Below are 24,048 nucleotides of genomic sequence, written 5' to 3' on the forward strand. Positions count from 1 at the left end.
TTGTTCCGGGTGGATGGGTCAAGGGCGTTTCGTCTCGCGTTGGCGCTCCCGGCGTCCGGAGTGTCCGGCCGCCGGGAGCGGAGTGTCTTGCCGCTACTGGCCGCCCTCGGTGAGGGTGACGTCGATCGGCGTGTAGTCGCCGGCGACCTCGACGCCCTCGTCCTTCAGCTCGGCCAGCGCCTTCTCGATGTACTCGTTGGAGTACGCCGAATCGGCCGGTTCGGTCGTGATGAGCTCCAGATCGTCCTGGTTCTTGGCCGACAGTGCGCCCTTCACGGTCTTGTCCCATGCGGCCTTGTCGACGAGGCCGAAGTCGGCGCCCGTCCAGATGAGCTTGTTCACCTCGTTCATCTGCCACTGCTGGTGCACCGGACCGACCGGGAAGGCGTCGACGCCCGGGCTCGTCGCGATGCCGTAGACGATGTCGGCCGCCTCCTCCGGGTTGTCCCGCGCGAAGATCCAGCCCTTGGTGATGGCCTTGAGGAATCGCACGGCCGCGTCGGCGTAGGCGGGCTCGTCCTCAAGCCGCTGGGTGTCGGCCCAGATGGCGTCCTGCAGCATGGCGCCATCGGTCTCTTCGTACGAGATGACGTCGAAGTCCTCGGGCTGATACAGCTCGCCCGTCGCGGGGTTCACCACCTCGAGGATCTGCGCCCACTCGTTGTACGTCATGGCCTGGGCGGCATCGACGTCGCGATCGAGCAGAGCGTTCATCGAGAAGTCCTGGGTCGTGATCGAGACCGTCGTGGAGTCGAGGCCCTCCGCGGCCATCGCTGCGAAGATCTCCCACTCGTTGCCGAAGCCCCACGAGCCGATGCGCTTGCCCTCGAAGTCCGCGACGGACGTGATGCCGTCGCCCTTCCACGACACCTGCGTGGTGCCCGACTTCTGGAAGACCTGCGCGATGTCGGTCAGCTCGACACCCGTCGCCTCGAGCGTGCCGAGCACCTTGGGCACCCAGGCGATGGCGAAGTCGACGTCGCCGGCGACGAGCGCGTCCTGCGGCACGATGTCGCCGCCCGAGGGGACGATCTCGACCTCGTCGAAGCCCTCGTCCTCGAAGTAGCCCTTCTCCTGCGCGACGTAGTAGCCGGCGAACTGCGCCTGCGGCAGCCACTGCAGCTGCAGCTTGATCGATGTCAGCGGCTCGAAGTCCTCATCGCCGCCACCACCGTCGTCGCCGCCACCGGAACCGGAGCACGCGGCGAGCGCGAGCGCGGTGACGATGGAGACGGATGCCGCGGCCAGGCCACGTCGCAGGTTCGGGCTGCGGGGATTGCTGTGTCTCATGGCGTTCCTTTCGTGTGATGCGTTTCTCTCGGGAGGTTGAGCCTTGTCGGAACCACAGCCGCTCAGACCGGCGACCGCCTCGTCGCCAGCCGCTCGAGCAGCGAGGTCACGAGGAAGAACACGAGGCCGATGAGGATTCCGCCCAGCACGTACGCCCAGGCGAGCGCGGCGCGGCCGGATTTCGCGTACGTGGCGATCGCGGTGCCGATGCCGTCGGCGGGGCCTCCGAAGTACTCGGCCACCAGTGCGGCGATCACGGCGAGCGAGCTCGCGATGCGCAGGCCCGTCATGAGGTACGGCAGGGCGGTGGGAAGCGTCAGCACCCGGAACGTCTGCCAGCCCGAGGCCGCCGACGAACGCAGCAGGTCGCGGTGCACGGGGCGGGTCTGACGGAGGCCGCGCAGCACGTTGACGAACACCGGGATGAAGGCGGCGATGGTGGCCACCGCCTGGCGGCCGAACTGGCTCGACGCGCCGAACATCGTGTTGAGGATCGGGGTGATCGCGACGATCGGGATGACGGCGAGCGCCGACACCAGCGGGGCGAGCATGCCGTCGACCGGCTTCGCGGCAGCCGCCAGACCGGCGAACAGCACCGCGAGGACCGATCCGGCGACGAGACCGACGAGGGCGTTCGTCGCCGTGACCGACATGGCGCGCACGATGATGGGGAAGCGCCTCACGAACTCCTCGGCGATCGCGATCGGGCTCGGCAGCATGCGGGGGGCGGTGCCCAGCACGTCGACCCAGAAGATCCACAGCGCGAGGATGACGACGCCCACGACGATGGGCGCCACCCACCGCAGCCACCCGGGCAGCTCGCGCTCGCCGGGCGCCGGCCGCTGCCGCCCGCCCCCCGGCTCGGCCGGGGTGTCCAGGGTCGTCGAGGTGAGGGCATCCGTCATGATTCGCCCGCTCTCTTCACCGGCGCGCCGTGAAGCGCCTCGCGGACGGCGGTCACGCGATCGAAGAACTGCGGTGACTCGCGCAGGGCCTCGTCGCGCACGTCGCCGAGCGAGGTCTCGATCACGTCGGTGATCCGGCCGGGGCGCGGGCTCATCACGACGACGCGGTCGGAGAGGAAGACGGCCTCGGGGATCGAGTGCGTCACGAACACGACCGCCGCCGACGTCTCGGCCGCGATGCGCGTGAGCTCCGACTGCAGGCGCTCGCGCGTCATCTCGTCGAGGGCCCCGAACGGCTCGTCCATGAGCAGGAGCTTCGGACGGGCCGCGAGAGCGCGGGCGATCGCCACGCGCTGCTGCATGCCGCCGGAGAGCTGGTCGGGGTAGCGGTCGATGAACTCGGTGAGACCGACGAGCTCGGCCAGCTCGGCCACCCTCGAGGTCCGCTCGGATCTGCCGGCGCCATGGAGCTCTAGGGGGAGTCCGATGTTGGCGGCCACGGTGCGCCACGGCAGGAGACCCGCCTGCTGGAAGGCGATGCCGTAGTCCTGGTCGATCCGCGCGCGCTTGGCGGGCTTGCCGAAGATCTCGAGCGTGCCGGTCGTCGCCTGGTCGAGGTCGGCGATCAGGCGCAGGAGCGTCGACTTGCCGCAGCCCGACGGGCCGATCAGCGACACGAACTCGCCGGCGGCGACCTCGAGCTCCACGTCGGTCAGCGCGATGACCTCTCCGGTCTTCGTCGGGAACACCTTGCCGACGCCGGTGGCGTGCACCGCCCACGCCGCGTCCGGCGCCCGGCCTTCTCCCTTCGGTCCCCGAGCTTGTCGAGGGGCAGCCGGTCTGGTCGTCATGCGGTCGCTTCTCCTCTGCGGTAGTTGGCGAGTCCGAGCCCGATGAGCGCGACCGAGCCCGCGGCGATGAGGCCGAGCGCGATGGAGCCGAACGTCGGACCCCACGGGGCGGCGGGGTCCGAAGATGCCTGGCCGGCGAGCTGGATGAGCATGCGGCCGATGCCGCCGCGCATGCCGATCGAGACCTCGGCGACGACCGCGCCGAGCACCGCGTTCGCGGCGGCCAGCCGCAGCGCCGGAAGCAGGTGCGGCACCGCGGCGGGCAGCCGGAGCCGCAAGAGCGTCGGCCAGTACCCGGCGGCGTAGCTGGTCATGAGGTCGAGATGGATGCGGTCGGGTGACGCCAGGCCCCGAAGAACGCCGACCGCGACGGGGAAGAAGGCGAGGTACGAGGCGATGACCGCGACCGACAGCCACTGCGGCCAGCTTCCGCCACCGCGGTCGATCTGGTTGCCGATGGCGTTCACCACCGGCGCGAAGGCGATGAGCGGCACGATCTGGCTCACCACGATCCAGGGGAGGAGTCCCCATTCGAGCAGACGCCACCGCTGCATCACGAGCCCGAGCACCGCACCGACGGTCACGCCGATCAGCCAGCCGACCGCGGCGATCCCGAGGGTCAGCAGCGCGGCGCCGGCCACCGACACCCACAGCGGCGGGGTGTCGCCGCCGCTCGTCGGCGCGAACAGCCGGGCCGCCATGTCCCAGACGTGCGGCATGGCGCGGTCGTGCGTGCGGGGAAGGATCATGACCCCGGAGCCCGACTCGCCGGGCACGGCGCCGACCACGATTCCCTCGCTCGGCCCCAGGAACTTGTACAGCTCCCACAGCACCAGGACGGCGAGCACGCCCAGCGCGCCCCAGCCCGCGGCGATCCAGCCGCGGAGCTCGCCCTGTCTGCGGGCAGACCAGCCGATGGGCCTCATCCTGTTCCCCTCATCCCGTCTCCCCCGCGCGTCGTGACGCTCAGGCCTTGGCCGTCACGTGGGTCTGGAGGGCCGGGATGACCGTCTCGCCGTAGACCCGGAGGGTCTCCTCCTTGTTGTCGTGCTGCAGGTAGCCGGCGAACTGGGTGACGCCGAGCTCGCGCAGCCGCTCGAGCTTGTCGATGTGCTCTTTCGCGGTGCCGAGGATGCAGAAGCGGTCGACGATCTCGTCCGGAACGAAGTCGACGTGGTCGTTGTCGGCCTTGCCGTGCGTGTTGTAGTCGTACCCCTGGCGCCGCTCGATGTAGTCGGTGAGCGCCTCCGGCACGCCTTCGCCGTGGTGGCCGTACTTGGCGACGATGTCGGCCACGTGATTTCCGACCATGCCCCCGAACCAGCGGCACTGCTCGCGCATGTGCTCCCAGTCGTCGCCGATGTACATCGGCGCCGCCACGCAGAATGACAGGGACTCGGGGTCGCGGCCGGCGGCGGCCGCGGCATCCTTCACCGTTCTGATCATCCACGCGGCGATGTCGACGTCCGCGAGCTGCAGGATGAAGCCGTCGCCCACCTCGCCGGTGAGCTTCAGCGCCATCGGACCGTACGCGGCCACCCACACCTCGAGGGCGGAACCGCGGCTCCAGGGGAACTGGAGCGTCGAGCCCTTGTACTCGACCGGCCGTGAGTTGGCGAGCTCGCGGATCACGTGGATGGACTCCCGCAGCTCGGCCATCGTCGTGGGCCTGCCGTTCGTGACCCTGACGGCCGAGTCGCCGCGGCCGATGCCGCAGATGGTCCGGTTGCCGTACATCTCGTTGAGGCTGGCGAAGACGGATGCCGTGACCGTCCAGTCCCTCGTCGCGGGGTTCGTGACGAACGGCCCCACGGTCACGCGCGTGGTCTCGGCGAGGATCGCCGAATGGATGACGTACGGCTCCTCCCACAGCAGGTGCGAGTCGAAGGTCCACACATGGCTGAATCCGTGCGCCTCGGCGAGCTTGGCGAGCTGCACCGTGCGAGCGGCGGGCGGGTTGGTCTGCAGGACGACACCGAAATCCATCAGCGCTCACCCCTCTCTTTCTTCAGATCAGGTACTGCGAGAGGCCGCGCTTGAGGAATCGGCCGTCGCCCTTGGCGCCGAGGTACTCGCCACCGTCGACCACGACCTTGCCGCGGGAGATCACCGTGTCGACGTGCCCGTCGATCTCGTAGCCCTCCCACGCCGAGTGGTCCATGTTCATGTGGTGGGTTCGACCCTCGCCGAGCCCGATGGACGTGTGCCCGTTCGGGTCGTAGACCACGACGTCGCCGTCGGCGCCCGGCTGGATCACTCCCTTCCTGCCGTACAGGCCGAACATGCGCGCGGGCGTGGTCGAGGTGAGCTCGACCCAGCGCTCCAGCGTGATCTTGCCGGTCACGACTCCCTGGTACATGAGGTCCATGCGGTGCTCGACCGAGCCGATGCCGTTGGGGATCGCCCGGAAGTCATCGAGCCCGAGGTCCTTCTGGCCCTTCATGCAGAACGGGCAGTGATCGGTCGAGACCATCTGGATGTCGTTGGTGCGCAGCGCCTGCCACATGTGGTGCTGGTGGCCGTCGTCACGACTGCGCAGCGGAGTGGAGCACACCCACTTCGCGCCCTCGAACTGGCCCCACTCCTCGCTGAAAGCGCCCAGCTGCTCTTCGAGCGAGAGGTACAGGTACTGCGGGCACGTCTCGCCGAAGACGTTCCAGCCCTGGTCGCGCGCCCACGCCAGCTGGTCGACGGCCTGCTTCGCCGAGACATGCACGACGTACAGCGGCGCGCCGGTGAGGTTCGCCAGCATGATCGCGCGGTGCGTGGCCTCCTCCTCCATCTGCCACGCGCGGGCGATGCCGTGGTAGTACGGCGCCTTCTTGCCCGCCTCCGCCAGTTGCGCCGCCAGCACGTCGATCGCCGGCCCGTTCTCGGCGTGCATCATCGTGAGCAGGCCGGTCTCCTGCGACACCTGCATGGCTTTCAGAACCTGCGCGTCGTCGGAGTAGAAGACACCGGGGTAGGCCATGAAGAGCTTGAAACTCGAGACGCCCTCGTCGACGAGGCCGCGCATCGCGGCGAGCGACTCGTCGTCGACGCCGCCGATGATCTGGTGGAAGCCGTAGTCGACGGCGCAGTTGCCCGCCGCCTTCTCGTGCCAGGCGGCGAGGCCGTCCTGCACGCGCTCGCCGTAGCGCTGCACCGCGAAGTCGATGATCGACGTCGTGCCGCCCCATGCCGCCGCGCGGGTGCCGGTCTCGAACGTGTCCGACGCGCTGGTGCCGCCGAAGGGCAGCTCCATGTGGGTGTGCGCGTCGATGCCGCCCGGGATCACGTACTTGCCGGAGGCGTCGATGACGGTGTCGACGGATGCCGCGACATCCGTGCCGAGAAGCTGCGAGCCCGGCGCGAGCACCGCCGCGATGGTCTCGCCGTCGATGAGCACGTCCGCTTCGCCGCGCCCGGTCGCCGAGACGACGGTGCCGCCCTTGATGAGTGTGGTCGCCATGTCAGATCACTTCCTTCTTCGAGGCCCCCTGCTCGCCTGTCGCCGACTGTCGCCCTCGACAGCACTTCGTGACAGGGGAGCAGGCGGCGAGAGGGCTCAGGGGCATCACGGCTTCGCGATCTTCGTGTACGAGTCGGGCCGGCGGTCGCGGTAGAACTGCCAGTCGTCGCGCATCTCGAGCACCATGTTCATGTCGAGGTCGCGCACGAGCAGCTCCTCGCTGTCGCCCGAGCCGCGCTCGCCGACGAAGTTGCCGCGCGGGTCGATCACCTGGCTCGTGCCGTAGAAGTCGACGGCGAGGTCGCCGTACTCGTTGTCCTCGCGCCCGACCCGGTTCGGCTGCAGCACGAAGTAGCCGTTGGCGACCGCCGCGGCGGGCCCCTCGACCTCCCAGAGCCGGTTCGACAGGCCGGGCTTCGTGGCGTTCGGGTTGAAGACGATGTGAGCGTCGTTGAGGCCGAGCTCGCGCCAGCCCTCGGGGAAGTGGCGGTCGTAGCAGATGTACATGCCGACCCGGCCGACGGCCGTCTCGAACACCGGGTACCCGAGGTTGCCGGGCCGGAAGTAGAACTTCTCCCAGAACCGGTCGAGATGCGGCAGGTGGTGCTTGCGGTACTTGCCCAGGATCGTTCCGTCGGCGTCGACGAGCACCGCCGTGTTGTAGTACACGCCGGTCTCGGCCTCCTCGTAGATCGGCAGAACCGTGACGATCCCGAGCTCCTTCGCCAGGGCTGCGAAGCGCTGGACGATCGGCCCTTCCGCCGACTCCGCGAAGCGGTAGTACTTCTTGTCCTGCGTGATCCCGAAGTAGGGGCCGTAGAACAGCTCCTGGAAGCACACCACCTGCGCACCCTGGGCCGCGGCGTCCCGCGCGAACCCCTCGTGCTTGTCGAGCATCGACTCCTTGTCGCCCGTCCAAGTGGTCTGCGAAATCGCCGCGCGTACCGTCGTCATGGTTCTCCGTCCGTCCTTGGCTGGATCCCTGAGGCTCCGACCGGCGGGGGTCGGGTCGCCAGGGCGCCCCCGCACCCCGATCCTGTCGACCCGACGTTTCCCGCCGGTTTCGGCCTGTGACGCGACAGTAAAGCCTCGCTCCCGACGGCGCAATGGTCGGCCCAGCAGACCTTTCACCGAGGCTCGCCCCGCGGGCTCTGCGCGCCCGGGTACAGCGCAGGGCTGATGCCGCAGCATCCGGATACATCCCGGGACGGATGCTGCCGCCCCGGCCTTCCCGTAGCGTGAACGGGTGTTCCGCCGCCTGAAGACGTCCCAGATCGTGGTCGACGTGATCGTGGCGGTCGGGTTCTTCGTGATCGCCTGGCCGATCGAGACGATCACCGTCACCGGTGCGCTCGGGTTCGAGTACCGCCTCGGATCGCTCGGCAGCGTCCTCGCCGGACTGGTCATCGCGGGCCTGTTCAGCGGGGCGCTCGCCCTGCGCCGCCTGTCGCCCGCGCTCGCGCTCGTCATCGCCTGGGTGGGAGCGCTCGCGCAGATGAGCCTCGGGCGGCCGCCGGGCTTCGCCGATGTCGCGATCTTCGGCGTGCTGTACGCCACCGCGGCTTACGGCTCACGCACGGTGTACTGGGCGGGCTTCGCCTCGGCGCTGGTGGGTGCGCTCGTCATCACGGTGTACCTCACGGCCGGGCCGATGTACGCCGGGGGTCTCAGCTGGCAGACGCTGCCGCTCGCGCTCGTCATGCTGGTCGCCGCCGCCTTCGCCCTCGGCCTGTCGTGGACGATCGGCGCGCTGGTGCGCACGGCGGTGCGCGCGCGAGAGAATCGCGACGCGCAGCAGCGCGCCGAGGCCGAGACCGCCGCCGAGCAGGAGCGCGTGCGCATCGCGCGTGACATGCACGACGTCGTCGCCCACTCGCTCGCGGTCGTCATCGCGCAGGCCGACGGAGCGCGGTACGCGGCCGCAGCGGATCCGGCCGTCGCCGCCGGTGCCCTCGCCACGATCTCGACCACGGCGCGGTCGGCGCTCGCCGATGTGCGGCTCCTCCTCGGGCAGTTGCGGCACCGTCAGGGCGACGGACCGCAGCCGACGATCGCCGACCTCGAGGAGCTGTACGCGCAGGTGCGCACCGCCGGCGTACAGCTACGCGTCGACGTCGACCCGGCGGCGCAGGGCGAGCCGCCCGCCGCCGTGCAGCTTGCGGTGTACCGCATCCTCCAGGAGGCGCTCACGAACGCCCTGCGGCACGGCGCCCCCGGCGGCGCCGTGGACGTGCGGCTGGCGTGGCTGCCCGACCACGTCGACGTCGAGGTGCGCAACCCGGTCGAGCCCGGCGCGCCGGCGCCGGCGAGGGTCGGTCACGGCGTGATCGGCATGCGCGAGCGCGCGCAGCTCGCTGGGGGCGGACTGGACGCCACCGAAGAGGCCGCGGTGTTCACCGTGCGCGCGCGCCTCCCGATCGGGGATCCCGCATGAACGGGCCCGCCGCGCCCCAGGACCTGAAGGGGAAGAAGTGGACCACGGAAGGGGGACGGGGGTGATCCGCGTCGCGCTCGTCGACGACCAGGGGCTGTTCCGCGCCGGCATCCGCATGCTGGTCGACTCGCAGCCCGACCTCGAGGTCGTGGCCGAGGCATCCGACGGCCGGGAGGGCGTCGCCGCCGTCCGGCAGTCCCGGCCCGACGTCGTGCTCATGGACATCCGCATGCCCGTCATGGACGGCCTCGCCGCCACCGCGGAGCTGCTCGCCGACGCACCTGAGCCGGGGCTGCCGTCCCCGCGCATCGTGATGCTCACGACGTTCGACCTCGACGAGGCCGCAGCGCGCGCGATCCGCCAGGGCGCGAGCGGGTTCCTTCTCAAGGACGCCGACCCCGAGTTCCTCCTCGCAGCGATCCGCACCGTGCATGCCGGATCCGCCGTGATCGCAGCATCCGCCACCCGCGAGCTCTTCGAGCGATTCACGGATGCTGTGCCCCGGCCGGTGCCGCCCGCCTACGAGGAGCTCACCGAGCGCGAGCGCGAGATCTTCGCCCTCGCCGCGAGGGGCCTGTCGAACGGCGAGATCGCGGCACGGGAGTTCCTGTCGGAGGCCACGGTGAAGACGCACATCAGCCGCATCCTGACCAAGCTCGGCCTGCGCGACCGCGTGCAGCTCGTGGTCTTCGCCTTCGAGCACGGCCTGGCCTGAGGCGGCGCCGCTCAGCGCCCCTCGAGAGCGGCACGGTGCGCGGCGTACCTGCGGCGGCCGATGAGGCGCCAGGCGAGGCGCCCGGGCGCGGGCATGTGCTTGCGGAGCCACTCGCCGCCGCCGTCGGGCTGGGCGGCCAGGATCTCGCCCAGCTGCTGCCACGTCTGGCCCTTCGGGATGGACCGGCGGCCGTGCTCGGAGAACCACTCGATCTCGGGCTCGGTGATCGTGTACTCCATGACCGGCACGATGTTGGCCTCCTCGTCGGGCAGGTGGACGGCCATCGCCTCGTTGACGCCGGCGAGGGCGGAGAGCACGGGCCCGGCATCCGCCGCCGTCGCCGAAGACCGCCACGCCGGAAGCGCGCGGTCGAGCGCCGTGAGGTGCACGAGCAGCGCGGCGTGCTGGGCCTTCATCCGCTCGACGTGCGCGGCGCACGAGGGGGCACGCTCGTCGAGCGCGGGCCACAGACGTTCGTCCTCGCCTTCGTGGTGGGCGTGCAGCCCGAGCGACAGCGTCTCGAGCTGCGTCGCGACGACGTCCGCATGTGCGGAGTCGCCCTCCCTCACGCGGCGGACCAGCTCGGGGCCCTCGCCGAACCCGCGCGTGAACAGGCGGTGGATCTCGGCCATCCCGCTCGCATCGCACGTCTTGGGGCCGCCGGGCAGGTCTCCGCTGGGCGGCAGGGGCGTTGCGGGCATCGCGTCTCCTCGTCGTCGTGGGTCTGCGGGAACCCTAGACCCCGCGCGCACGCTGTGCCAGAGGCATCCGTCCACCGCCCCGCTCGTCACCACCCCGTTCGTTCGCCACAGATGTACGCCGGAACGACGGATCGGCGTACACCTGTGGCGACCGAAGAGGGATGGAGGGAGGAGGATCATCCTCGAGATGTACGGCGGATGCCTCGGCAGACCGACGCGCGCGACACCGGCAGGTTCATACCGTCGGAGGCATGGAACTGACATCGACCGACCTGGGGCTCGCCGCCCGGGTGCAGCAACTCACCAAGACCTACGGCAGCGGCGAGAGCGCGGTGCACGCACTCGATGGTGTGAGCGTGGGCATCCGTCGCGGCGAGTTCACCGCGATCATGGGACCCTCGGGGTCGGGCAAGTCGACGCTGATGCACATCATGGCGGGACTCGACGCGCCCTCGTCCGGCCGGGCCTGGATCGGCGACACCGACATCACGGGGCTCTCCGACCTCGAGCTGACGATCCTGCGGCGCCGCCGCGTGGGGTTCGTGTTCCAGGCGTTCAATCTGGTGCCCACCCTCGACGCACGGGGGAACATCCTGCTGCCCTTCGATCTCGACGGCCGGCGGCCGACGACCCTCGAGCGGGCGCGCATCGACGGACTGATCGAGCGTCTCGGGCTCGCGAGCCGCCTGAACCACCGGCCGCACGAACTGTCGGGCGGTCAGCAGCAGCGCGTCGCGATCGCCCGCGCGCTGGCCACCGCGCCCGACCTCGTCTTCGCCGACGAACCCACCGGAAACCTCGACTCGCGATCGGGCCGCGAGGTGCTGTCGCTGCTCGCGGCGGCCACCCGCGAGCACGGGCAGTCGATCGCGATGGTGACTCACGACCCGGTCGCGGCGTCTCACGCCGACCGGGTGCTGTTCCTCGGCGATGGCCGCATCGTCGCCGACAAGCCGCGCCAGAGCGCCGAGGAGATCTCGGCGTACATGCTGGCCTCCGAGCTGGGTGCCGGCGCCGCCGCGGCCGAGACGGTGGCGTCATGAGCGCCGTGGCACAGACGGGGACCGAGCGGATGCCTCGGCCCGCGGCCGCCGGATCGGGTTCCGGCGCTTCTGCGTCGCTCGGCTGGCTCCGTGAGCGGGGGATGGGTGCCAGCATCCTGGTCGCGGCGATCTCGAGCGCGTTCGGCGGGATCCTCCTGAACGCGACGGGGTTCATCGCCGCCGTGCTGCGCGCGGACCCGTACATCGGCGACAGCGGTACCCTCGCCGCGGTGCTCGTGATCATGAGCTTCCTGCTCATCGGCGTCGCGGTCTACGTCGCGGCGATCGTCACCGCCAACACGTTCGCCACCGTCATCGCCGGCCGCACGCGGCGGATCGCTCTGCTGCGCCTCATCGGCGCGACGGCCCGGTCGCAGCGCTCGGAGGTGGCCCGGCAGGGACTCATCGTCGGCGTCATCGGCGCGACGGCAGGGCTCGTCGGCGGAACGCTCGTCTCGTGGGCCGGCGTCGTGGCCGCGACGCAGCTGCTGGGCATCGAGGGCGCCGACTACCTCGTGGTGCAGCCGATGCTCGCGATCCCCGCCGCGGTCGTCGCCGTCACGACGTGGGCGGCCGCATGGGCGGGGTCGCGACGCGTGCTGACCGTGACGCCCCTGCAGGCGCTCGGCGGCTCGGTCGAGGCATCCCACGACGCGCTCGCGGGCAAGCGGGGACGCAACGGCGCCGCCATCGCGCTGTTCGCGATCGGCGGCGCGCTGCTCGCGGCCGGCATCGCGCTGGGCCTCCTCACCCCGCTCGGGGTGGTGGTCGCCTTCTTCGGCGGTGTCTTCTCGTTCACCGGCCTCGCGCTGGGGTCCACGCTCGTCATGCCGCCGGTGCTGCGGCTCGTCGGCCGGATGTTCGGGTCGTCCGCGACGGCACGACTGGCTTCCGAGAACGCCCTGCGCTATCCGGAGCGCTCCAGCCGCATGGCGATCGGCGTGGTGATGGGCGTCACCCTCGTGACGATGTTCGCGGTCGCCCTCGAGACGGTGAAGGCGGTGCTCACGGCCTCGGCCGGCGGCGACGCCCCCGAGGATCTGACGACGCTCCTCGACACGTTCGCCGGCATCATGATGGGTCTCGTCGCCGTCTCGGCCGTGATCGCGGCCGTCGGGCTGGTGAACCTGCTCACGATCGGGGTGGTGCAGCGCCGGCGAGAGCTCGGGCTGCTGCGGGCGCTCGGAGTGTCGACGGGCCAGGTGCGACGCATGGTGCTGCTCGAGGCCGCGCACATCACGATCACGGCCACCGTCACGGGGCTCGTGCTGGGCGTCGCCTACGGATGGGCGGGCGCCCAGTCCTTGCTGGGGTCGGTCCCCGTTCCGCCGTCGTTCTCCGCGCCCACCTTCGTCGCGCCGGCCGTGCCGTGGATCCCGGTCGCGATCATCGTGGCGGCCACGGCGGTGCTCACGCTCGTCGCGGCGGTGGTGCCGACCCGGCTGGCGACGGGGGTCGCGCCGGTCGAGGCGCTCGCCGACTGAGCCCTCGCCCTCGATCCGGATGCCGCGGCGCAGGGCTTCGCGCCGCGGCATCCGTTCCACCCGACACGAGGCGCGCGGGCCACGGAATCCCGGCGGAGGTGGCAGGTGTGGTCGCATCGGCGAGCGCGACGCGACGCGATCTGCCACCTTCGCGCGGGGGGGGTCATGAAGGTGGCAGGTGGGGTCGCCATGGCGCACGCGACGCGACACGATCTGCCACCTTGGCGCGGGGCCGCAGTCGCCAAGGGGGCGGGTGTGGTCGCCATGGCGCACGCGACGCGATCTGCCACCTTCGCGCGGGGGGTTTCGAAGGGGGCGGGTGTGGTCGGCATGGCGCACGCGACGCGATCTGCCACCTTGGCGCGGGGGTCTCGAAGGTGGCAGGTGTGGTCGCATCGGCGCACGCGACGCGACACGACCTGCCACCTTGGCGCGGGGGGGCATGAAGGGGGCGGGTGTGGTCGCCATGGCGCACGCGACGCGATCTGCCACCTTCGCGCGGGGGGTCTCGAAGGTGGCAGGTGTGGTCGCATCGGCGCGCGCGACGCGACGCGATCTGCCACCTTCGCGCGGGGGGGGGGGGCATGAAGGGGGCGGGTGTGGTCGCATCGGCGCACGCGACGCGATCTGCCACCTTGGCGCGGGGGTCTCGAAGGTGGCAGGTGTGGTCGCCATGGCGCGCGCGACGCGACGCGATCTGCCACCTTCGCGCTGGGCGGTGTCATGAAGGTGGCAGGTGTGGTCGGCATGGCGCACGCGACGCGACACGACCTGCCACCTTGGCGCGGGGGTCTCGAAGGTGGCAGGTGGGGTCGCCATGGCGCACGCGACGCGACGCGATCTGCCACCTTCGCGCGGGGGGTGTCATGAAGGTGGCAGGTGTGCTCGCATCGGCGGGCTGGACGCGAGGTGCCACCTTCGCGGGGCCGCAGTCGCGAAGGGGCGGGTGCGGTCGCGATGGCGCACGCGGCGCGACGCGATCTGCCACCTGCGCGGGGCCGCAGTCGCGAAGGGGGCGGGTGTGGTCGCCATGGCGCACGCGACGCGACGCGATCTGCCACCTTCGCGCGGGCGGCAGTCTCGAAGGTGGCAGGGGTGGTCGCCAAGGGGGAGGCGAGGCGACCACTGTGGACACTTCGATCGATCCGGATGCCGCGGCGCAGGGCTTGCGGCGCGGCATCCGTTCAGTCGTTCTTCGGCACGGGCACCGGACGGAAGGGGCCGCGCGCGGCATCGGCCACGAGTTCGAGCCACTCCTCTCCGCCCGACAGGTCGTCGGTCGAATAGAGGTCGGCGACCTGGCGCAGGGCGGTGACCAGCTGCTCCTGGGGGACGGCGCCGTCGTCTTCGCCGTGGACGCCCTGCCGCGTCGACATGACGGCCGCCATCCGCGGGCGATCCGCCGGGCGCGCCGCCCACAGCGCGTGCAGCGACCGCGGCGTCGCGTTGCGGCTGCCGTGATGGCCGACCTTGTAGAGGTCGATGCGGGCGAGGCGGTCGCGCAGCTCGGGCTCGTCCGGCAGCCGTTCGAGCGTGTGCCGCCAGTTCTCTATCTGGGCGTCGCCCGGGAAGAGCAGGGAGAGTCCGCCCACCTCGAGGAGAAGGATGACGCTGGTGTTGTTGAGCGCGTCATCGAGGTCTCGCACGAGCCGGGCGGCCGAGTGGGAGCGCTGTTGCGCGAGCCGGTCGATCAGCCACCGCACCGGGCCGGGCCCGTGGGTGATGGGCGGCCGGTCGTCGGCGTCCGCGGCCGACCCCACCACGCGCAGCGACGCGCCCAGAGCCGTGAGCCAGTACTCCGGGTCGTCCTCCCGCTGCTTCGCCACACGCGGGTCCTGGTCGACGGTCGGCGGGCCGAGCACCGAAGCGCGCAGGCCCGGGACGACGTCCTCGAGGCCGGATTCGGCGCCCGCGTAGAGGTAGCGGCCGCGGCCGTCTCTCGACAGCTCGTCGAGGAGAGCCACCGCGTCGGCGTTCTTGAGCTGATCCTCCGCGGCGGCCCGCACGTCGTCGTCGAGGCCCACCAGCGACGTCAGCCGCGAGACGTGATCCTGCGCCTGCGAGAGGAGGGCGGCGTAGCGCACCGATGCACGGGTGAGCCCGTCGGGTACGGCGGGGCCGGCGCCCGGACCGTCGGGCCCGTCGGCGGTCGCCGACAGCCGCGGGTCCTCGGTCCACGACCGCAGCACGAGGTTCGGGGCGAGCTTCTTCATGATCGTGCCGCCGGCGGCGACCTCGAAGCCGCGCAGGTGATCCCGGTGCCGGTGCGTCACGACGAGCACGTCGAGCTTGCCGCCGGTGTGCTTCTCGATCAGCGCCGCCACGTCGCCCATCCGCCCGCGCGCCATGCCCTCGCGGGGCGAATGGCTCGTGCCGTAGTCGATGAGGATGTGCCGCTCGGCGCGGCCGTCCGGGAGCGGTCCGTCGTACTCGACCGATAGCAGGAAGCAGTCGCCGAAGCCGACCTGGTACATGCGCAGGCGCAGGCGAACCGGGGTGCTCACCACGACTCCCCGGAGTTCAGCACCGTGCGATGCAGCTCGGCGAAGGTCTGCCCACGCGCGGCGAGGTCGGACCAGCCCAGCCGGGCAGCGGAGTCATGGCGCCCCGTGCGCGCGAGGTGGTCGAGCCGCCGCTGCTGACGGCGCCAGTCGTCGAGGCGCTTGTGGATGTGCAGCTTCAGCCGGCCGAACTGGTCGAAGATCAGCGTTCCGCCGCCGAACAGCTGCACCGGCGTCTGCGGATCGATGACGGGGGACAGCTGGAGACCCGACTCGTCGGTGAACTCGCGGGCCGTCATGTCGGCCATCTGCACGTAAGTGGCCACCGACTCCGGCACGATCAGGCCGTCCGGCCCGATCCGCTGCGTCGGCAGCACCGATTCGATCACCGTGTAGTAGTCCGTCGACACGTCGAGCCGCCGCGCGTTCTGCCAGAGGAACCGGAAGACCTCGTCCCGATCGCTGCGGAGCCCGGCGAAGTTGATCCCGAGGTAGCGGGGCGGGAGCTCGGACTCGAGCACGTCGGTGACGCGGTCGGAGGTCGGCTGGATGCCGGCACGCGCGAATCCGTCGACGAGCAGTGTGCGGTAGCCGAGGTCGTCGTCGGGCACCACCTCATGGTCGGCCAGCAGCACCGCGTTGAGGAGGTCGCCGAAGTCGAACTCGACCGGCGGCAGGTAGTCGAGGCCCCGGATGAGCATCGTGAGCAGCTGCGTCGCCGCCTTCGCCCCCTCCTCGGCGGCTCGCGAGCGGTCGACCGTGACGCCTTTGCCGTTGCCCAGCTCGCCGTTCGGACGCGAGAAGAGCGCCTGAAGCCGCTTGTACCAGATCTCGATGAGGAGGTCGAAGGCGATCGCGACCAGCACCTCGCCACGCCGATGCGGCTCGACGAACTCCGGCAGCCTGGCCCAGTCCTCCGGGGGAGGGTTGAGCGCCGACTGGCGCAGCGCCCCGCGTCCCTGCGTGAGCACGCTGCCGATCTGCTCGGCGACGCGGGCGAGCATGTTCTCGCGCAGCGCCTGGGGCTCCACGCGACTGCGGGGAATGCGTCCGCTCTTGTCGGGCCGGCCGAGCGCCTGCTCGATGACCGGGGGCATCGAGAACACCGAGAGGAGGGCGACGATGTCGGCGAATCCTTCGTGGAACGCGGCCTGGTCGGGGAGGCTCGGCTCGAGGAAGCGCCGGCGCAGACCGTCGAGCACCGCGTGGGTGGTCTCGTGCACGACGACGTCGTGACTCAGGCAGGTGTACACCGCCTCGCCGCGCGGGTCGACTGGGGGCACGTAGCCGAACAGCAGCGCACGGTCCTCGGAGGAGTAGTACGCGTTCGCCTCGGCGAACGCATGGGGGACCAGGAACAGCTGGTGGCTGCGGAACCCCCACGGCAGCCGCCGGCCGAGAGCCGTCTCGAAGGTGGCCAGCGTGCGCGCCGCGGTCGCGTAGACGTGCTGGGCGTGGAAGGCCAGGTCCGTCCGCAGCACGTCGTCGGAGGCATCCGCGAACAGATCCTCCTTCCCCAGAGGGGCGTGCTTGACGTACCGGCCGGTCGCGGTGTCGTAGTCGACGACGTGCAGCCGGGCGCCGCGAGGGCCGTCCTCCATGCGCGACCACGGCACTTTGACCTTGGCGGTGAGGATGTGTCCGTCGTCGCCGCTCACCGCCGGGTCCTGCGCGATGAGCCGGAGCGTCACGTGCGTGCGGGGCTCGTCGGCGGGCTCGGCGTACTCGACACCATCGGCCATGGCACACCCCCTGGCTCCCAGATTGCAGCGACTTCCCTCGCGGGGGAAGAGGGGTCGCCGCGCGCGTGTGATACCCCGGCCGCGTTCGCGCAAGGGGGTCGCCGGTCGTCCGGGCGCAGGCGCATGCTCGCGGCATGCAGATCGACATCGTTGAGCACGAACCGCCCTACCGCGTCGGGATCATCATCGGCAGCCTGTCGCGCGAGTCCATCAACCGCCGTCTGGCGCAGGCGCTGCAGCGGCTGGCGCCGCGGGAGCTCGAGTTCTTCGAGATCACCTACGCCGACCTGCCGCTGTACAACCGCGATCGTGACGGCGACTATCCGCAGGTCGCGATCGACTTCAAGGCCGCGGTGGCATCGGCCGACGCCGTACTGTTCGTGACGCCGGAGTACAACCGATCCATCCCCGGTCCGCTCAAGAACGCGATCGACTGGGGCAGCCGCCCCTACGGCGACAACGCGTGGGAAGACAAGCCGACCGGGGTCATCGGCGGTTCGCCGGGCAAGATCGGCACCGCCGTCGGTCAGCAGACGCTGCGCAGCACGCTGAGCTACCTGAACGCCCGGCAGATGACCTCGCCCGAGGCCTACGTGCAGGTCACGCCCGGCCTCATCGACGACGACGCACGGGTGACCGACGCCGACACCGAGGAGTTCCTCCGCGGCTTCATGCGCAAGTTCCTCGAATACACCGCGCGCGTTCTGACCGTCATTCCGCAGGAGTGACGGGGACGGATGCCTCGGCCGAGGCATCCGTCTTCCTCTCGTCTTCGAGGGCGGGGTCGCCACCCGCCGTCTGCGCGTCGCCGTCCGCGCCGGCGGAGAGCCCGGGGTCGTGCGCCCACGTCGGCGCCAGGGCGCGCACCCGCGCGGCGCGCCACTGCCACACGCCCCACAGCACCGGCCACAGCAGCGGAGCCGTCGGCCCGTCAATCACCAGGCGGTCGCGCCACAGGGTCTTGCCCGGCTGTCCGGGCGCCGGCGAGACGGCCATCTGGTGGTCCCAGACGTCGAGGCTCGCCAGGGGGCCGGTGAGCGGGATGCCGCTGTCACGGAAGATCCGCACGCGCCCCCCGGCCTCGTCGACGGACCGCTCGCTGACGTGGATGAGCTGGCGCCCCATCGGCAGCGCCCCGAAGGCCGACAGCTGCACCGGCACATCGTCGCCGGGGGTCCACGACGTCGGCAGGCCATTCGGCACGAGCGGCGCGAGGTCCATCAACGGGCCGTAGAGTTCGGCGACGGCGCGGGGCGAGTGCACCGCCCGCCACGCGGCCGCGGGGTCGCAGTCGATCACGAACTTCAGCAGGATCCGCATGCGCTCCAGTGTCGCACCCGCGCGTGCGCGCGGGCGGGGGTTGCGCCGGGCGACTCGTTGCGCTGCGTGCATCGTGTGCTGTCGCCGAGATGACACGTCGTGCGCGTCGACGACGTGTGAATTCGGCGAGACCATACGATCCCCGCGGCCCGGTGCGCCGCCCGCTTACGCTGGACGGATGCCCGAGAGCCCGTTCGACCAGCACCGGTACCAGGTCCGCCACGACTGGGGGATCGAGGGACTCGAGCGCCTCGCGCCCGCCGACGTCGTCGTCATCGTCGACGTGCTGGGACTTTCGACGATGGTGACGGATGCCCTCGACTCGCCGCCGTCCGCTGCGCCGGGCGGCACCGGCGGCTCGGCGATCGCCGAGGCCGCTTCCGCCACCGGTGCCGTGGTGCTGCTCGGCTGCCTGCGAAACGCCGGGGCGACGGCGAAGGCCGTGCTGGACGTGCAACATCGCCGAGCCGAACGCACGAGCATCGCCGTCATCGCGGCGGGCGCTCTCGCACAGGCGCCCCGACCGGAGGGGCAGTCGGTGCGGTTCGCCGTGGAAGACCAGCTGGGTGCCGGCGCTGTCATCGACGCCCTCGGAAGCCTCGGCATCGACCACACCTCACCGGAGGCGGCTGCGGCCTGCGAGGCGTTCCGTGGCCTGCGCGGCGCGCTGCGTCACCTCCTCACCGCCAGCGGATCCGGCCGGCAGCAGCTCGACCGGGGCGCGCGCGATGAGGTGCTGAACGCCGCGGCCTTGGACGCGGCATCCGTCGTCCCGGTGCTGCGAGGCGGCGCCTTCGTCGCCTACTGAGCCCCTCAGTCGCGCGGGGTCATCGCCGCAAGGCGCGTGGCACGAGTGATCTCACGGTGCGTCCAGGTGAAGAGGAACCGCTCGTCGAACTCGCGCGCGCACCTCGCGCACGAGGTCGGACGCGTCGCCCTGCGATGGCGGTACGCGACGTGCCCCGCCGGGCAGACGCCGATCCAGGGCGCCAGCTCGGTCGCCGTCTCGCCGCCGTGAGTGGTGCCGCCGACGTACCCCAGGTCACGCGCCACGGCCCTCCACCGCGGGCCGTGCCCGGCGCGGGGTCCCGCGAGGGCGTGCGCCACCTCGTGCAGCAGTGTCTGATGGTTGGTGTCATCGTCGTAGCGCGCCGCGAGATACCGCGAGACGCTGATGCGTCTTCGCGTGTAGTCGCAGAGTCCCGCACGGCGCTTGGCGTTGTCGAACGCGAAGGTCCATGAGGGGTCGAGGTGAGCGGCGAGGAGGGCTTCGGCCCAGTGCCGCACGCGATGCAGTTCCGACATGTGGTGAGACTAGAACATATCTCCGACACTCCGCGGAAGCGGAGTCAGCTGGCCACGGATGCCGCGGCCCGGCGCCGGTCGGCGGCGTCGATGGCCAGGAGCGTCGACTCGAGCTGGTCCTCGCTGGCACCGGACTCCTGCCGCAGGAACAAGGCGCGCTTGAAGTCCTTGCGGGCCGCCTCGTAGTCGCCCGTGTCGAAGTTCACCTTGCCCCGGTGCTGGTACGCGAACGCGCCGATGCCGGCCCAGCCCTGCCCCTCGGCCTCCTCGGCACACGTGGTGAGCTCCTGCTCGGCGGCGGCGTACGCACCGCGCGCCTGCAGCACGGTGGCGTGCAGGATGCGGGCGCGAAGCAGGTCCTTGCGGGTGCCCGCCATGCGCGCGACGCGCACCGACTGCTCGGAGATCACGAGGGCGTCCTCGGTCCGGTCCAGCACCTTCAACAGCCACACGCGCTCGAGCAGGGCCGGGAGGCTGCGCTGCTCGCCGATCTCCTCGAGGCGCTCCTTGCACTCGCTCGGATTCACCTGTTCGCGGAGAGTGTCGGGATCGTACCCGCGGATGTAGCTCACGTCTGACTCCCTTCGCCGCGCCGGTGGCCCTTCCAGTGTGCCTTGTGGTCTCGCGGGCGGCGGACGTGCCACGCCGGGTCGAGGCATCCGCTCTGCGACGAAGCCGGGTCAGCGGGTGAAGACGGATGCCGACGGCCGGGGGGAGGGGGTCGCATCGGCGTCCGTGGCGATTCGGGCGCCGCGGGCGAACTCGTCGAGCTCGCGGCCCTCGGCGACCTTGGCGGGGTGCGGGCCGGCGGCCATCAGGCGCGGCAGCCACTCCGTCGGCAGGCGTGCACGCGACGCCGCGATCACCAGGTTGCCGAAGCGGCGGCCCTTGAGCGTCTGCACCTCGGCGAGCACGATGACGTTCTCGAGCACCGCCTGCACGGTCGCGACCTCGCGGCGGGCGAAAGCCAGGCCGGCGCCGTCGGCGACGTTGACGAGCAGCACGCCGTCGGGCGCGAGGAAGCGCGCCGCCTCGGTGAAGAACTCGACGGTCGTGAGATGTGCGGGCGTCTGGGCGCCGGAGTAGACGTCCGACACGACGAGGTCGGCGGCCCCGACGAGGCCGGCGGGAAGGCGCGCGAGGGTCTCGCGGGCGTCGCCGATCCGCACGCGGATCTGCGCCCCGCGGGGAAGTGGCAGGTTCTCGCGCACGAGGTCCCACAGCGCCGCCTCGAGCTCGACCACCTGCTGCCGGGACCCGGGCCGCGTCGCCTGGATGTACCGCGGGATCGTGAGCGCGCCCGCACCGAGGTGGATCGCCGTCAGCGGCTGCCCCGGCAGCTTCAGCCGGTCGATCACGGCGCCCATTCGCGCCACGTACTCGAAGTGCAGGTGGGTGGGATCGTCGAGGTCGACGTGCGACTGCGGGGTGCCGTCCACGTCGAGTTCCCACCCGCCCCCGAAGGGCGAGCGCACGACGCGGGCGAGAGTGCCGTCCGAGAGCCGGACGGCGGGAACGGATGCCTCGTCCCGCGCGCGTGCCATGCCCCCACGTTAGCCGCGCCCGCTGCTCGCGGCGGGTGCGGCAGAACTCCACGGAATCGGCACCCGAGCAGCGGATCCAGCCCCGGCGACGCGCAGTCGCGCGCATGCCCGTGGAGTTCTGCAGCCGGACCTGCCTCGCGGCTCAGCAGTACCGTGGATCCATGGCGACGATCGACCTCAACGCGGACCTCGGCGAGACCGTCGACGGTGTGCCGACGGCCGACGATGAGGCGATGTTCGCCGTCATCTCGAGCGCCAGCGTCGCGTGCGGCGGGCACGCGGGGGATGCCGCGTCCATGCGCGCGTCGGTCGCGCGGGCGGCGCGGTTCGGGGTGGCGGTGGGCGCCCACCCCTCGTACCCCGACCGCGCGAATTTCGGCCGGGTCGCCGTCGCGATGGGCCCGGCCGACCTCGCGGCCGCCGTCGCCGGGCAGCTCGACGACCTCGTGGCCGCGGGCGCCGACCTCCGCTACGTGAAGCCTCACGGTGCGCTCTATCACGCGGTCTCCGCCGACCGGGTGCAGGCCGACGCCGTGGCCCGCGCGATCGCCGACCTCGCGGAGCGGCTCGGTCGTCCCCTGCCGGTGCTCGGCCTCCCCGGCGCGATCGGGGAGGCCGCGGCATCCGCCGGTCTTCCTTTCGTGCACGAGGCGTTCCTCGACCGCGGCTATCTGCCCGACGGCTCGCTCGTGCCGCGCACGCAGCCGGGCGCGCTGCTGGACGACCCGGATCTCGTCGCGGCGCGAGCGGTGCGGCTCGCGCGTGAGGGCGTGGTGGAGGCGGTCGACGGCTCACTGGTGCGGGCGGATGCCGCGTCGCTGTGCGTCCACGGCGACTCGCCCGCCGCCGTCGACATGGCCCGCGCGGTGCGCGCCGCGCTCGACGCCGCGCGCGTGGAGGTGCGAGCGCCGTGGTGAGGGAGGGCGGGAGCCGAGGGACGCGGGACAGCCGAGGGACCGGCGGAAGCCGAGGCACGCGCGACAGCCGGGGGGCCCGCCGCCGGGGGACGAACGGATGCTGACGCCGCGAGTGCGACCGATGGGGGAGCGCGCGTTCCTCCTCGAGGTCGCCGCGCTCGAGGACGTGCTGCCACTGCATGCGGCGCTCGCCGCCACCCGGCCGGACGGCGTCGTCGATCTGGTGCCGGCCGCGAGGACCGTGCTGGTGCGGATCGATCCACGGATGCTGCCGCTCTCGTCCGCGCGGACCTGGGCGCTCGCCGCCGCAGCGGAGGCTTCGCCCGGCGCGAGGGCGTCCGGCCCGCTCGTCGAGCTCGACATCGTCTACGACGGAGCGGACCTGGACGACACGGCGCGCCTCCTGAGGGTCGCCCCCGACGAGCTGGTGCGTCGCCACGCCGCGGCGGAGTGGCGCGTCGCGTTCACCGGATTCGCGCCCGGCTTCGGCTATCTGATGAGCGACGACTGGCCGTTCGACGTCCCCCGTCTGGAGTCGCCCCGCACGCGCGTGCCGGCCGGGGCGGTCGGGCTCGCCGGCGTCTTCGCGGGGGCCTATCCGCGCGAGACCCCCGGCGGCTGGCGGCTCATCGGCACGACCGGCGCCCGGCTCTTCGACGCGGATGCCGCGTCCCCCGCCCTGCTCGCACCCGGCACGCGCGTGCGCTTCCGGCCCGTCACCGGCGGGACCGTCGCCGCGTCAGGAGATCTCGCAACCCCGGTGGTCGCTGTGGCGCGGGCCGCAGCATCCGCTCCAGACGCTTCGGCTCCCGCGGCGTCCCCCGCGAAATCAGGCGATCTGGCGAAAGCAGGAGAGTCTGGGCCAAATCGTCCTGCCTTCGCCTCATCTCCTGATCTCGCGCCCGCCGCGACGCCGGGGCCGGGCATCCGCAACCTCGCACCGGCCGCGTCGCCGGGGCGGAGCATCCGCATCATCGAACCGGGACTCCTGGCGACCGTGCAGGATCTCGGGCGCGGGGGTGCGGCATCCGTCGGCGTCGCCGTGTCGGGTGCGCTCGACCGCACGGCCCTCCGCACGGCGAACCGGCTGCTCGGCAACCCGGAGGGCGCTGCGGGCATCGAGGTGACCATGGGCGGGTTCCGTGCCCTGGCCGGCTCCGACCTGTGGGTCGCGGTCACCGGCGCGTGGGGAACGGTGCGGCTCGACGGGCACGAGATGGACCCCTACGAGGCGCACCTCTGGCGCGCGGGCACCGAGCTGCATATCGACTGGTTCGCCCACGGCGCGCGCGGGTACGTCGCCGTGCGCGGCGGTCTCGACGGCCGGCCGGCTCTCGGCTCCCGCGCGACGGATCTGCTCGCCGGGCTCGGACCGGCCGCGCTGCGCGCCGGAGACACCGTGGCGCTCCGCGACGAGGCGGTGGCTCCTATTCCTGTCGCTCCCCCCGGCGCGTGGGGCGCCCCGCACGACGACGAGCTCGACCTGGAGCTCGCTCCTGGACCGCGCGCCGACTGGTTCGCGCCCGACGCGCTCGGCACGCTCTTCGACACCGTGTGGACGGTCTCGAACCGGGCCGATCGCGTCGGCGCGCGGCTCGACGGCCCGGAGCTCACCCGCGTGCGCACCGGTGAGCTCGCGAGCGAGGGCATGGTCCCCGGCGCGCTGCAGGTTCCGCCGAGCGGCCGGCCGACCATCCTCCTCGCAGACGGCCCGGTCACGGGCGGCTATCCCGTCATCGCGGTGGTGACGGATGCTGCGCTCGACCTGGTCGCTCAGGCCCGGCCGGGCACGCGCATCCGTTTCCGCCACGCGCGGCCCACGGGCTGAACGTGTGCGCGCGGCGG

Annotated in this window: 22 protein-coding genes; 8 read left to right on the plus strand and 14 right to left on the minus strand. The window is 71.8% G+C overall.

Features of this window, described 5'->3' with window-relative positions; genetic code table 11:
* Positions 1-93: 93 nt before the first annotated feature.
* From ACN9MP_RS02970 to ACN9MP_RS03000, 7 genes are all read right to left on the minus strand, one after another.
* Positions 94-1,290 (minus strand): ABC transporter substrate-binding protein, encoded by a 1,197-nt coding sequence (locus ACN9MP_RS02970; RefSeq protein WP_426323808.1) that lies wholly within the window; start codon positions 1,288-1,290, stop codon positions 94-96.
* Positions 1,291-1,352: 62 nt separating this feature from the next.
* Complete coding sequence (locus ACN9MP_RS02975; RefSeq protein ID WP_426323810.1) at positions 1,353-2,195, minus strand: ABC transporter permease; 843 nt, start codon at positions 2,193-2,195, stop codon at positions 1,353-1,355.
* Complete coding sequence (locus ACN9MP_RS02980; RefSeq protein WP_426323812.1) at positions 2,192-3,046, minus strand: ABC transporter ATP-binding protein; 855 nt, start codon at positions 3,044-3,046, stop codon at positions 2,192-2,194. Before ACN9MP_RS02980 ends, ACN9MP_RS02975 begins: the two co-directional genes overlap by 4 nt.
* Positions 3,043-3,972 carry an ABC transporter permease gene (locus tag ACN9MP_RS02985; RefSeq protein WP_426323814.1) on the minus strand — a complete coding sequence of 310 codons (930 nt, stop codon included), beginning with the start codon at positions 3,970-3,972 and terminating at the stop codon, positions 3,043-3,045. Before ACN9MP_RS02985 ends, ACN9MP_RS02980 begins: the two co-directional genes overlap by 4 nt.
* Positions 3,973-4,012: 40 nt before the next feature.
* The gene (locus tag ACN9MP_RS02990) at positions 4,013-5,032 is read right to left on the minus strand and encodes a TIGR03842 family LLM class F420-dependent oxidoreductase (protein WP_426323816.1); all 1,020 of its coding nucleotides are present in this window, start codon (positions 5,030-5,032) and stop codon (positions 4,013-4,015) included.
* A 22-nt stretch (positions 5,033-5,054) separates the two neighbouring features.
* Positions 5,055-6,497: a dihydropyrimidinase gene (hydA, locus tag ACN9MP_RS02995; RefSeq protein WP_426323818.1), complete on the minus strand. Its 1,443-nt coding sequence runs from the start codon at positions 6,495-6,497 to the stop codon at positions 5,055-5,057.
* Positions 6,498-6,602: 105 nt separating this feature from the next.
* Positions 6,603-7,451 (minus strand): nitrilase-related carbon-nitrogen hydrolase, encoded by an 849-nt coding sequence (locus tag ACN9MP_RS03000; RefSeq protein WP_426323820.1) that lies wholly within the window; start codon positions 7,449-7,451, stop codon positions 6,603-6,605.
* Between the two features lie 292 nt (positions 7,452-7,743).
* On the opposite strand from ACN9MP_RS03000, the gene ACN9MP_RS03005 reads away from it, so the two are divergent.
* Entirely contained in the window at positions 7,744-8,931 is a 1,188-nt protein-coding gene (locus ACN9MP_RS03005; RefSeq protein WP_426323822.1) for a sensor histidine kinase, read from the plus strand.
* Positions 8,932-8,992: 61 nt separating this feature from the next.
* The gene (locus ACN9MP_RS03010; protein ID WP_426326181.1) at positions 8,993-9,646 is read left to right on the plus strand and encodes a response regulator; all 654 of its coding nucleotides are present in this window, start codon (positions 8,993-8,995) and stop codon (positions 9,644-9,646) included.
* Positions 9,647-9,657: 11 nt separating this feature from the next.
* Here the strand turns inward: ACN9MP_RS03010 and ACN9MP_RS03015 are convergent, their stop codons facing one another.
* Entirely contained in the window at positions 9,658-10,347 is a 690-nt protein-coding gene (locus tag ACN9MP_RS03015; protein ID WP_426323824.1) for a hemerythrin domain-containing protein, read from the minus strand.
* A gap of 251 nt (positions 10,348-10,598) precedes the next feature.
* Here ACN9MP_RS03015 and ACN9MP_RS03020 point away from each other — a divergent pair, with 251 nt between their 5' ends.
* Together ACN9MP_RS03020 and ACN9MP_RS03025 are read left to right on the plus strand one after the other, a co-directional pair.
* Positions 10,599-11,390, plus strand: coding sequence for an ABC transporter ATP-binding protein (locus tag ACN9MP_RS03020; protein WP_426323826.1), 792 nt, complete (start codon positions 10,599-10,601; stop codon positions 11,388-11,390).
* Positions 11,387-12,874, plus strand: coding sequence for an FtsX-like permease family protein (locus ACN9MP_RS03025; RefSeq protein ID WP_426323827.1), 1,488 nt, complete (start codon positions 11,387-11,389; stop codon positions 12,872-12,874). Before ACN9MP_RS03020 ends, ACN9MP_RS03025 begins: the two co-directional genes overlap by 4 nt.
* Before the next feature lie 1,184 nt (positions 12,875-14,058).
* Here ACN9MP_RS03025 and ACN9MP_RS03030 read toward each other — a convergent pair.
* Together ACN9MP_RS03030 and ACN9MP_RS03035 are read right to left on the minus strand one after the other, a co-directional pair.
* Positions 14,059-15,378: a hypothetical protein gene (locus tag ACN9MP_RS03030; protein WP_426323829.1), complete on the minus strand. Its 1,320-nt coding sequence runs from the start codon at positions 15,376-15,378 to the stop codon at positions 14,059-14,061.
* Positions 15,375-17,117: a hypothetical protein gene (locus ACN9MP_RS03035; RefSeq protein ID WP_426323831.1), complete on the minus strand. Its 1,743-nt coding sequence runs from the start codon at positions 17,115-17,117 to the stop codon at positions 15,375-15,377. Before ACN9MP_RS03035 ends, ACN9MP_RS03030 begins: the two co-directional genes overlap by 4 nt.
* 134 nt (positions 17,118-17,251) lie before the next feature.
* On the opposite strand from ACN9MP_RS03035, the gene ACN9MP_RS03040 reads away from it, so the two are divergent.
* Positions 17,252-17,845: an NADPH-dependent FMN reductase gene (locus ACN9MP_RS03040; protein WP_426323833.1), complete on the plus strand. Its 594-nt coding sequence runs from the start codon at positions 17,252-17,254 to the stop codon at positions 17,843-17,845.
* On the opposite strand, the gene ACN9MP_RS03045 is transcribed toward ACN9MP_RS03040, so the two are convergent.
* Positions 17,829-18,437, minus strand: a complete 609-nt coding sequence (locus ACN9MP_RS03045; protein WP_426323834.1) for a hypothetical protein — start codon at positions 18,435-18,437, stop codon at positions 17,829-17,831. The genes ACN9MP_RS03040 and ACN9MP_RS03045 overlap by 17 nt on opposite strands.
* Positions 18,438-18,615: 178 nt before the next feature.
* On the opposite strand from ACN9MP_RS03045, the gene ACN9MP_RS03050 reads away from it, so the two are divergent.
* The gene (locus ACN9MP_RS03050; RefSeq protein WP_426323836.1) at positions 18,616-19,245 is read left to right on the plus strand and encodes a 2-phosphosulfolactate phosphatase; all 630 of its coding nucleotides are present in this window, start codon (positions 18,616-18,618) and stop codon (positions 19,243-19,245) included.
* 5 nt (positions 19,246-19,250) lie between these two features.
* Here the strand turns inward: ACN9MP_RS03050 and ACN9MP_RS03055 are convergent, their stop codons facing one another.
* From ACN9MP_RS03055 to ACN9MP_RS03065, 3 genes are all read right to left on the minus strand, one after another.
* Positions 19,251-19,742 (minus strand): SprT-like domain-containing protein, encoded by a 492-nt coding sequence (locus ACN9MP_RS03055; RefSeq protein ID WP_426323838.1) that lies wholly within the window; start codon positions 19,740-19,742, stop codon positions 19,251-19,253.
* 44 nt (positions 19,743-19,786) lie between these two features.
* Positions 19,787-20,314, minus strand: coding sequence for a hypothetical protein (locus ACN9MP_RS03060; RefSeq protein WP_426323840.1), 528 nt, complete (start codon positions 20,312-20,314; stop codon positions 19,787-19,789).
* 108 nt (positions 20,315-20,422) lie between these two features.
* Positions 20,423-21,286, minus strand: coding sequence for a spermidine synthase (locus tag ACN9MP_RS03065; protein ID WP_426323842.1), 864 nt, complete (start codon positions 21,284-21,286; stop codon positions 20,423-20,425).
* 161 nt (positions 21,287-21,447) lie between these two features.
* Here ACN9MP_RS03065 and ACN9MP_RS03070 point away from each other — a divergent pair, with 161 nt between their 5' ends.
* Positions 21,448-22,203, plus strand: a complete 756-nt coding sequence (locus ACN9MP_RS03070) for a 5-oxoprolinase subunit PxpA (protein ID WP_426323844.1) — start codon at positions 21,448-21,450, stop codon at positions 22,201-22,203.
* Between the two features lie 97 nt (positions 22,204-22,300).
* Positions 22,301-24,031 carry a 5-oxoprolinase/urea amidolyase family protein gene (locus ACN9MP_RS03075; RefSeq protein ID WP_426323846.1) on the plus strand — a complete coding sequence of 577 codons (1,731 nt, stop codon included), beginning with the start codon at positions 22,301-22,303 and terminating at the stop codon, positions 24,029-24,031.
* The last annotated feature ends 17 nt before the right edge of the window (positions 24,032-24,048 follow it).

Source organism: Microbacterium sp. E-13 (assembly GCF_049912955.1).
Lineage (GTDB): Bacteria > Actinomycetota > Actinomycetes > Actinomycetales > Microbacteriaceae > Microbacterium.